The organism is Cellvibrio sp. (genome assembly GCF_053579595.1).
Genome location: NZ_JBRFPI010000180.1, coordinates 1 through 8,948 on the forward strand (window position 1 = coordinate 1; position 8,948 = coordinate 8,948).

Annotated in this window: 10 protein-coding genes; 9 read left to right on the forward strand and 1 reads right to left on the reverse strand. The window is 43.7% G+C overall.

What is annotated here, in order from left to right:
• The 5 genes from mpl to ACWA6V_RS12190 form a co-directional block, all read left to right on the forward strand.
• A partial coding sequence (gene mpl, locus ACWA6V_RS12170; protein WP_449522739.1) for a UDP-N-acetylmuramate:L-alanyl-gamma-D-glutamyl-meso-diaminopimelate ligase occupies positions 1 to 1,147 on the forward strand: 1,147 nt, incomplete at its 5' end.
• A gap of 105 nt (positions 1,148 to 1,252) precedes the next feature.
• Entirely contained in the window at positions 1,253 to 3,823 is a 2,571-nt protein-coding gene (locus ACWA6V_RS12175; RefSeq protein WP_449522740.1) for a P-loop NTPase fold protein, read from the forward strand.
• A gap of 71 nt (positions 3,824 to 3,894) precedes the next feature.
• Positions 3,895 to 4,491 (forward strand): hypothetical protein, encoded by a 597-nt coding sequence (locus ACWA6V_RS12180; RefSeq protein ID WP_449522741.1) that lies wholly within the window; start codon positions 3,895 to 3,897, stop codon positions 4,489 to 4,491.
• Between the two features lies 1 nt (position 4,492).
• Positions 4,493 to 4,999 (forward strand): DUF2269 family protein, encoded by a 507-nt coding sequence (locus ACWA6V_RS12185; protein ID WP_449522742.1) that lies wholly within the window; start codon positions 4,493 to 4,495, stop codon positions 4,997 to 4,999.
• A 248-nt stretch (positions 5,000 to 5,247) separates the two neighbouring features.
• Positions 5,248 to 5,886 carry an RpiB/LacA/LacB family sugar-phosphate isomerase gene (locus tag ACWA6V_RS12190; protein WP_449522743.1) on the forward strand — a complete coding sequence of 213 codons (639 nt, stop codon included), beginning with the start codon at positions 5,248 to 5,250 and terminating at the stop codon, positions 5,884 to 5,886.
• 76 nt (positions 5,887 to 5,962) lie between these two features.
• On the opposite strand, the gene ACWA6V_RS12195 is transcribed toward ACWA6V_RS12190, so the two are convergent.
• Positions 5,963 to 6,400, reverse strand: coding sequence for a hypothetical protein (locus ACWA6V_RS12195; RefSeq protein ID WP_449522744.1), 438 nt, complete (start codon positions 6,398 to 6,400; stop codon positions 5,963 to 5,965).
• Between the two features lie 220 nt (positions 6,401 to 6,620).
• Here ACWA6V_RS12195 and ACWA6V_RS12200 point away from each other — a divergent pair, with 220 nt between their 5' ends.
• The 4 genes from ACWA6V_RS12200 to ACWA6V_RS12215 are packed head-to-tail and all read left to right on the forward strand — an operon-like array spanning position 6,621 to position 8,947.
• Entirely contained in the window at positions 6,621 to 7,229 is a 609-nt protein-coding gene (locus ACWA6V_RS12200; protein WP_449522745.1) for a flavin prenyltransferase UbiX, read from the forward strand.
• 8 nt (positions 7,230 to 7,237) lie between these two features.
• On the forward strand, positions 7,238 to 8,134 hold the full coding sequence (locus ACWA6V_RS12205; RefSeq protein ID WP_449522746.1) for a hydroxymethylglutaryl-CoA lyase: 897 nt from the start codon (positions 7,238 to 7,240) through the stop codon (positions 8,132 to 8,134).
• A gap of 2 nt (positions 8,135 to 8,136) precedes the next feature.
• Positions 8,137 to 8,433, forward strand: coding sequence for a DUF2288 domain-containing protein (locus ACWA6V_RS12210; protein ID WP_449522747.1), 297 nt, complete (start codon positions 8,137 to 8,139; stop codon positions 8,431 to 8,433).
• A 52-nt stretch (positions 8,434 to 8,485) separates the two neighbouring features.
• Entirely contained in the window at positions 8,486 to 8,947 is a 462-nt protein-coding gene (locus tag ACWA6V_RS12215) for a hypothetical protein (RefSeq protein ID WP_449522748.1), read from the forward strand.
• Position 8,948: the final 1 nt, after the last annotated feature.

The following is an 8,948-nucleotide window of genomic DNA, read 5'->3' on the forward strand; positions in this document are numbered from 1 at the left end:
CGACCAAGGCATTGCCTACACCTCTGGCCCACAGTGGCTGCGCGACCATGTGTTGCAAGGCAAATGGGTATTGGCGGTTGCTGGCACCCACGGCAAAACAACAACTTCATCGATGCTCGCGTGGATTTTGGAATACGCAGGAATGGAGCCGGGCTATTTAATCGGCGGCGTGACAAAAAATTTCCCCACCTCTGCTCGCTTGGGCGGCACGCCGTTTTTTGTGGTGGAAGCCGATGAATATGACAGCGCGTTTTTTGACAAGCGCTCCAAATTTGTCCATTACAATGCACGCACAGTCATTTTAAATAATCTCGAATTTGATCACGCCGATATCTTCCCCGATCTCGCCGCCATCCAAAAACAATTCCACCATTTGGTGCGCACTGTTCCCAATAACGGTTTATTAATTTCACCCGTCAATGACAAAGCCCTCGCTGAAGTGATCCAACAGGGCTGCTGGACACCGCAGCAACAATTTGCAGTGATTGATAACGAAAAAAATGAAAAAGAAAATTCTGCCGAATGGCAAGCAAAGTTATTAGCAGCTGACGGTTCATCATTCGCTGTGCTTCACAACGGCGAAGAAGTCGCGCAAGTACATTGGCAACAAACCGGTATCCACAATGTCAATAACGGTTTAGCGGCAATCATCGCCGCCCGCCATGTAGGTGTCACCCCGGAACACGGCGCAAAAGCATTGGAACAATTTGCCGGTGTAAAACGCCGCATGGAAATATTGGCCGATGTGCACAGCGTAAAAGTCTACGACGACTTCGCCCACCACCCCACCGCGATTAAAACCACCCTCGCCGGTTTACGCGCAAAAGTTGGCGACCAAAAAATTATCGCCATCATCGAACCCCGCTCCAACACCATGCGCATGGGCGTTCACAAAGGCGCCCTCAACCAAAGCGTCACCGATGCTGACGATGTTCTGTGGTATCAACCTGCAAACGTAGATTGGGCAATGGACGAAGTAGTAAACAAAAGCCCCGTCCCCGCAAAACTCTTGCGCAATCTGGATGAATTAATTCACTGTGCGATTTCGCTGAGCGAAGCCAATACGCATATTGTGATTATGAGTAATGGTGGGTTTGGTGGGGTGCATCAAAAGTTGATTGAGCAGTTGACGAAGCATGCGTTGTAATTAAATTACAACCGTAGTGTGGGTGGAGCGCAAGCAATACCCTCCACGGTGCGCAAGACTTAGCCTACGAAGCTAATCCGAACAAATAAAGGATAAAATAAAAACATGAAAATGTGGTTTAAGAACTTCACTCTTCGCTTAATTGATTTGGCCTCATTAAGCATCACTGCATATCTGCTGCTCTACTTGCTATTGAGAACTGGAATACTGGACGTTCCACTACTTTTTCTATCTGAAACATTTAACTCACTACCCCCGTTGATTGCATACACCTTCTTATTTATTGTCGGTTTTTCACTACCTTTATTTTTAAAGAAGCACAACTGCTACAACATAACTCACACCATAAAAAATGACCTAAGGCACCCACCGGCTTATCTTGCATCATTTTTTGTTATTGCTTTCAGTTTATACACCCATGATCTAAGCGAATTGATTGATGTACCCTATGCTATCTTATTTTCTGCAGGCACGTTCTTATGTTTATTAATGATGCTAACAAAGCAATCATCAAAACCAGAAAAGGAGTCATATGATAAAAGCCAAAACTTTGATATAAAACTTTGGCTGGAAAAAGAGATTCCGATAGCAAATAAAAACTATGACTTTACTAATCTGACCGCATATGCAAAAAGAATAACTACTCTACTGGAAAAATCGAAAAAGAGTCATCAGGTAGCCATACGAGGCGAATTCGGCTCTGGAAAATCAAGCCTTTGCAAGCTGATAGAAGAGCAATTAACAACACAAGGGAAAAAGGCGTATATATTTAGCTACATTGATGGCTGGGGGAGAGATCATGACTCACATGCAGGTCAAATCCTCGAAATTATTGTTGAAGAGTTGTCGCAGTATGTAGATAGCTCGGCCCTCTCAAGCATTCCTGAAAACTATATCAATGCACTAAATAACTCAGGATTTACTGGAGCCTCTAGTATTAGCCATATACTAGGCACCAACAGTAAAGCGAATCCCAAGAATCACTTAGAGAAAATTGACAACCTATTAAAATCCATAGACAAGCATATGGTTATAGTTTTGGAGGACTTCGATAGAAGCTGTGAACAAGAAAAAACCATAAATTCTCTTGCTGCACTTCTTGAACGCATAAAAGAGCTTGAGAGAATAAACTTTATACTCTGCATAAAAGCCACGCAAGATTCAATTCTTGAAAAAATCTGCACCCATATTGAAGACATCCCTGACATCCAGCATGTGCACTCGCAGATAATAATCGAAAAATTTATTGAGCTAATCGAAAATGAAATAGGCAGCGAAACAATATACATAAAGCAAAACTATTTTTTCGTAAAAGAATTCAATCCTTTAATAGGGACACCAAGAACCCTTAAACAAGCACTCAGACGCACCTATTCCGCATGGAACAACATAAAAGGCGAGATACATCTATTTGACTTACTTCACCTGAATATCCTTCGGTTTTGCTCTCCTAGCGCATTCATTTTTTTCTTAAACTCATTTACAACGCTACAAAATATTGAAAAATCACAAAACAATGCTGAAACTCAAAAATTAAAGCAAAAGTTAGCCGCCAACCTAAAATCTGCAATCAAGTTAGAAAGCGATCTTCAGCCAGCTAAAGTACTTATTGGATCACTCTTCGATCATGACATATTTGATTCCGATACTGCAACGCAGCGTAGCGCAGCACTTGCAATTTACCGGCACAACACAAGAGAACAAGCAAGTGATTTGCAGAGAATAAAAAATGACAGAGGATCAAACTACTTTATAAGAGCAATCACAGAGTCACTAAATACAAATGAAGCCATGGATCAAAAAATTCTTAAGGCGCTCTACAGTAAGCAACCAAGTAAAGAATCTATAAAAATTTTGGGAGATGCGAAAAACAAGGCACAATATGGAAACTATTTAAAAAATTTAGTTGATTGGACATTCGCGACAACTTCATTTGATGATGAACTATGCCAACACCTAACCAATACATTAAATTCTGAGATTACAAGAAACGCAAAAAATAACACATCCCTTTACTTCGAACCAAGAACAACACTTGATGGCAGAAACAAGAAAAACAAAGAAATAATTTATTTAACATGCGAATCGATAGCAAAAATATTCAATTTCATGGATGCGGCCAACACAAACAACACCATATTAACCACAAAGAGAAAAATCCTAGAACACCTAATTAAAAGCAACTTTTCAATCGCAGTAGAAATGATTCAGTACACCTATTATTTTTATGCACCCGAAATGAAATTTCAATTATGCAGCCTGCTCTTTGAGAACATCGAAGAAAATGATAATTACGACATATTTCAAAGTGCTGATAGAACAGACACCAAACTTATAGATGATCTATTTGAATGCCATAAGGAAATTAGCAGAAAAACCACCACAGAGGAGGAACTGGATGAATTCCATAAAACCCTATCAAAACAAAGCGGAATATACAAAGACCATCTTACGCCAATGCTTTTACTCCATTTCGATAAAAACAAACACGGACTCTACAAACCCCTTACTAAACATTGGAAAGTGGCGGAACTAAGGAGGATGCTTAATGATTTCAAATTTGATAATACAATAACGTATCAGTACAAGAATGAAATAGAAAATTTGTTGGTAGAATGGAGAGAGTATGCGAATCATGACTTTCACCCCCTTAAACCTAAAGTCACAGACCAATGATAAAAAATAGGACCCTAAACAATTACCTTGGCCTAGCCATCATAGCCATCCTAACCCTAGCCTGCCTCCAAATGGCCTTCATCCTTCCCGAAGGACTACTCGGCGCAGGCAATTCAATTGCAGAGCGCAATGAATTTATTCAAAACAATCTTGGATTGTGGCAGTTAGGTTGGTTTAACTGGATGCTTGCGGCACTCGGCTTGCTGACTTTTTGCATCATGCTGCTGCCGTTTATTCCAAAATCCGAATGGCGTGTACTGGGAATATTATTGGTGGCGCTCGGCATAGTGCCGGACATTGGTGCGGAAGTTATTTTCGCGTTTGTGATTCCGTACAGCCACACAATTGATCCGACACTGGCGACAATGCAAATACTGGAATTAATTGCAGTGCAGCTCACCGGCACATTGGGCAATGGTCTCTATAACATTGGTGGCCTTCTGTTAAACGTTTTGCTGCTCAATAATCAGCGCCTACCGCGCAAATTAATTTTAATTGGCATTCCCGGTTGGTTTTTTGGTTTTGGTTTGAGTATCAGCTGTGCGATGCAAGCAATGGACGCGGCGAAATTCTTTACTGCGGCGGGCATGGTGTGGAGTACGGCGTGGATGTTTGCGCTTACGATAAAAGTATTTCCACGCACAAACGAATTAAAAGTCGATTATTGATATGAGCACTATCGATGCGTTTATTGCACTAAAAATCCTGCATATCGGCTCACTGGTTTTTTGGCTCGGCCCGAGCCTTGGTGCGTGGTTTATCTTGATGGCTATGCGCAAACAATTGGGCGAGATTACGCCCGCGACGCATCTGGCGTATCGTGTTTTTATAAAAATGCTCATTCTTGAACACGTTGCATTTGTAGCTTTGATTGCCAGCGGTATTGGAATGGCAATTCTGGTTTTTGGATTTAACCAACCTTGGCTGCAATGGAAACTGCTGATTATCTTGCTACTAATCATACCACTGGAAGTACTGGATATTTGGTATGGCAACATCAAGCTACCGCAGATTTTTTCACGCTTGAATGAAACGGGTTACGATGCAAAACAAACACGAACACTCTATATTTATCACGCTTATGTAACGCGCATTGCCATCGCGATTATTCCGGTCAGCGTATTGGCAATTATGTGGTTGGTGATTGCAAAACCGAGCTTAGCTAACCTCTGGTGAATATACTGATGGGTTTTAAAAATAGATATTCGACAAAATAGGGCGCAGCAAGCAGCGCCCCTACGGATGCAATGCTATTTGTAGGGGCGCCGCTTGCTGCGCCCTTGTCATTAAAACCACCCTTTCCCTTCAATTAACCCGCCTCCCCCTATATCATTAACACTTCTGCAAAAGATCGGTCATTACCAGCAAACAGTGCCGAAGAGCCTGTCACAAAACCCCTTTTCTATTCTGAGAGAGCTTTTGCCATGAAAATTGCATTAATGAACGAATTCAGCCAAGCCGCGAAAAACGCGATTGTGTTGCAGCAACTGCAAGAAGTCGCAGCCGTACAGCAACATAGCGTGTTTAACGTGGGTATGAGTGATGATAATGACCACTACCTGACGTACATCCATCTGGGAGTAATGGCCAGTTTGTTATTAAACTCCAAAGCTGTCGATTTTGTCGTGAGTGGTTGCGGCACGGGTCAAGGCGCGATGATGTCACTCAACGCACACCCAGGTGTATTCTGCGGTTACTGCATAGAGCCTACCGACGCTTACTTGTTTGCACAGGTGAATAACGGCAATGCACTGGCACTGCCATTTGCCAAGGGTTTTGGTTGGGGTGCTGAGCTGAATATCCGCACCATTTTTGAAAAGGCATTTACCGGCGTGCGCGGCCAGGGTTACCCTGCGGAGCGTCGCGAATCGCAAGTGCGTAATGCGGGAATTCTGACCAATATTAAAATTGCGACGGCAAAAAACTATTTGGATGGATTGCGTGCAATTGATCCGGAAATTGTGAAAACTGCGGTGAATGGTGAACGCTTCCAGGCATGTTTTTTTGAAAACTGTCAGGACGACAGCATTCGCGCATTCGTCAGGGACATTTTAGGGCAATAACAATTTACAACTTTTTTAGAGGCGACCATCAATCAACGAAGTCGCCTCTATTAATATTCAGAATATGTATTTTTAGTTATTTTTGACTATGCATGTGATCGTATTTTATAAAGTATTTTCGCGCGAGCGCAGCTAACTGCTCGTCACTAGGATGATCGCTTGGCTCAACAGCAACAATCGCCTTTGCAACAGCAGTATCATGGTGCTCGCAGTGAGCGCGAAACTCATCTTTTGCCTGTGCTGGCCCCGTCACCAAAACCTCTTTAATGCCCACCAACGCCTGCGCGATTTTATGGTAAAACGTTTGATCCGAAGTTGCATGACCACCCTCGGGCGAGTGATGACCTTGAGCACTGGCGCGGCCATGCATATTCTGATGTGAGCCAGCATGCCCGCCTGAAGCAAGATGATGGCTACGGGACTTGATGCGTTCGACCTCCACAATACCCTCTTCAAATGTGAGTATGTGCGCCTCTTTACGATCTAACCAGACAACAGCGTGATAACTTGTCATAACCTTACTCCTGTTTAAGTGCTAGGTAATATGTACAGTTTCTACGCTATCAGTATAAAGGCACAGTCAACGTGCAGCATTTGCTCAAAATCAAACAATGCGGTCTCGCTAAAGGCTAGCGACGAATGGCAAAGCCCCATATCATTAGAAGTAATAAAACGCCTTGGTGATTGCACCCTTTGCGTTAGCGAATCAACCATCCTGCAAAATGGAGCTACCTATGAAACCACGCTCAGTCACCCTCGCGATTACCGGTGCATCCGGCGCGCAATATGGTTTGCGTTTGCTGCAGTGTTTGTTGGCGGCGGACTGCAAAGTATTTTTGATGATCTCCAGCGCCGCAGAAGTGGTGATTCGCACTGAAACTGATTTGGATTTGCCGCGCGATCTGGAAGAGCAGCAAGCAATGCTGTGTGAAATGTTTGATGCCGATGACGAGCAACTGCAATTGCTTGCAAAAGACGATTGGTTTGCGGCAGTTGCTTCGGGTTCAAGCTCGCCCAGCTCGATGGTGATTTGCCCTGCAAGTGGAGGAACGCTTTCAGCCATCGCTCACGGCGCCAGCAATAATTTAATTGAACGCGCTGCAGATGTAGCACTGAAAGAGCGTCGCAAATTAATTGTGGTGCCGCGCGAGACGCCCTACTCTGAAATTCATTTGGAAAATATGCTAAAGCTGACGCAGATGGGTGTTATTGTACTGCCCGCCAGCCCCGGTTTTTATATGCAGCCGCAATCGGTTGAGGAATTGGTGGATTTTATCGTCGCGCGTATTTTGGATCAGCTTGGTGTACAACAAGATTTGATGCCGCGCTGGGGCGAGGATTAATTTTTATTATGAACTTACCGAAAAAAGTTCGCATCGTTGAAGTTGGCCCGCGCGACGGATTGCAAAATGAAAAGCAAGCCATTCCTACCACCGCCAAAATCCAGTTGATTGAAAATCTCGTCGATGCTGGTTTGACTTATATTGAAGCGGGCAGTTTTGTAAACCCGAAATGGGTACCGCAAATGGCCGATAGCGGCGAGGTATTTGCTGGCATCGCGCGTAAACCCGGTGTAACTTACGCCGCACTCACACCCAACCTGCAAGGTTACGAACGCGCGATTGCCGTTAACGCGAATGAAGTTGCGATTTTTGCAGCAGCATCCGAAGCGTTTAGCCAAAAAAATATTAACTGTTCTATCAGTGAAAGTATCCAGCGCTTTCAAACCTTGATTGATGCAGCAAAATCGCGGCATATTCCCGTGCGCGGTTATATCTCCTGCGTTGCAGGTTGCCCCTATTCGGGTGCGGTTGATGTGCAAACCGTTGCGAGCATTGCCAACGAATTACTAGCTATGGGTTGCTACGAAATTTCACTAGGCGATACCATCGGCGTGGGCACTGCGGGGCAAATTAAACATTTAATTGAAACACTCGCGCGCGACATCCCTATCGGAAAAATTGCTGCACATATGCACGACACTTACGGGCAGGCACTTGCGAATATTTATGCCGCCTTGGAAATGGGTGTGAGCGTGATTGATTCCTCCATCGCTGGTTTAGGCGGCTGCCCCTATGCAGCGGGTGCAACAGGTAATGTCGCCACAGAAGATGTGGTGTATTTATTAAATGGTTTGGGTATTGAACACGGCGTGAATTTGGAAAAATTAATTTATGCCGGCAATACTATCAGTACAGTGTTAAATAAACCGAGCAATTCAAGAGTTGCAAAGGCGATGAGTAAATAACGATGAACAACGAAATTGAACAACAAATTAATTTGGAAACCGCACAAATTCACTGGCATGAACTACAGCGTTTTTTCGCCAGCGGCAATGCCATCGCCGTAGATCCAACTTTGGATTTAACCCATGTCGCCGCACAGATCGTTGCGGATAACGCCGCACAAATTAAAACCTGGATGGATGCAGGTTTGGTTGACGCAGTAAAAGATACCCAAGCACAAGAATGGTATGAGCAGAATGCATTGGTATGGGCAGTAGTGATAAAGCCTTGGGTGTTGGTGCAGCCGATAATTAAACAATAATCGACTCAAACATTTTCACAGTTAATGGACTATTGAAGGAAGCTTAAGAAAAATGAGTATGTTAAAACGCAGTAGCAAGGTCGCCGCAGGAATTTTTATTGTATTAGTTGTTAGCGCATTTATTGTTTATTTTAGTTATTTAAGCCCGCAACAGCGGGCAGAACGCCATTTGGATTTCGTTCATCAATCCATTAACGAAATGCATCCTGCCATTCTCGAACCGAACGCAACTGCATTTCTTGAATGGCATAAAAATGGATATCGAAAAGCCATAGAATTATTACCGCACGTACATACTGAAGCTGACGAAGCGGCACTATTACGATTCTATATGGCAGGCTATCAAGACTCACACCTGAATGGTTATTTGGATAAAAGACCCTTCAGCAAACTCGATGCAAAAGAAGACCTGTGGACTGGCTGGCTACTGAAAGCGACCAACACCGGCTACGAAGTCACTTATCGCAAGGAGGGTGATGCCTATCCACCAGTGAGAGCAAAACTAATTAGTTGAG

Coding starts and splice junctions, on each gene's coding strand:
- ACWA6V_RS12175 (WP_449522740.1), top strand. CDS start 1,253: ATGAAAATGTGGTTTAAGAACTTCACTCTTCGCTTAATTGATTTGGCC.
- ACWA6V_RS12180 (WP_449522741.1), top strand. CDS start 3,895: ATGGCCTTCATCCTTCCCGAAGGACTACTCGGCGCAGGCAATTCAATT.
- ACWA6V_RS12185 (WP_449522742.1), top strand. CDS start 4,493: ATGAGCACTATCGATGCGTTTATTGCACTAAAAATCCTGCATATCGGC.
- ACWA6V_RS12190 (WP_449522743.1), top strand. CDS start 5,248: ATGAAAATTGCATTAATGAACGAATTCAGCCAAGCCGCGAAAAACGCG.
- ACWA6V_RS12195 (WP_449522744.1), bottom strand. CDS start 6,400: ATGACAAGTTATCACGCTGTTGTCTGGTTAGATCGTAAAGAGGCGCAC.
- ACWA6V_RS12200 (WP_449522745.1), top strand. CDS start 6,621: ATGAAACCACGCTCAGTCACCCTCGCGATTACCGGTGCATCCGGCGCG.
- ACWA6V_RS12205 (WP_449522746.1), top strand. CDS start 7,238: ATGAACTTACCGAAAAAAGTTCGCATCGTTGAAGTTGGCCCGCGCGAC.
- ACWA6V_RS12210 (WP_449522747.1), top strand. CDS start 8,137: ATGAACAACGAAATTGAACAACAAATTAATTTGGAAACCGCACAAATT.
- ACWA6V_RS12215 (WP_449522748.1), top strand. CDS start 8,486: ATGAGTATGTTAAAACGCAGTAGCAAGGTCGCCGCAGGAATTTTTATT.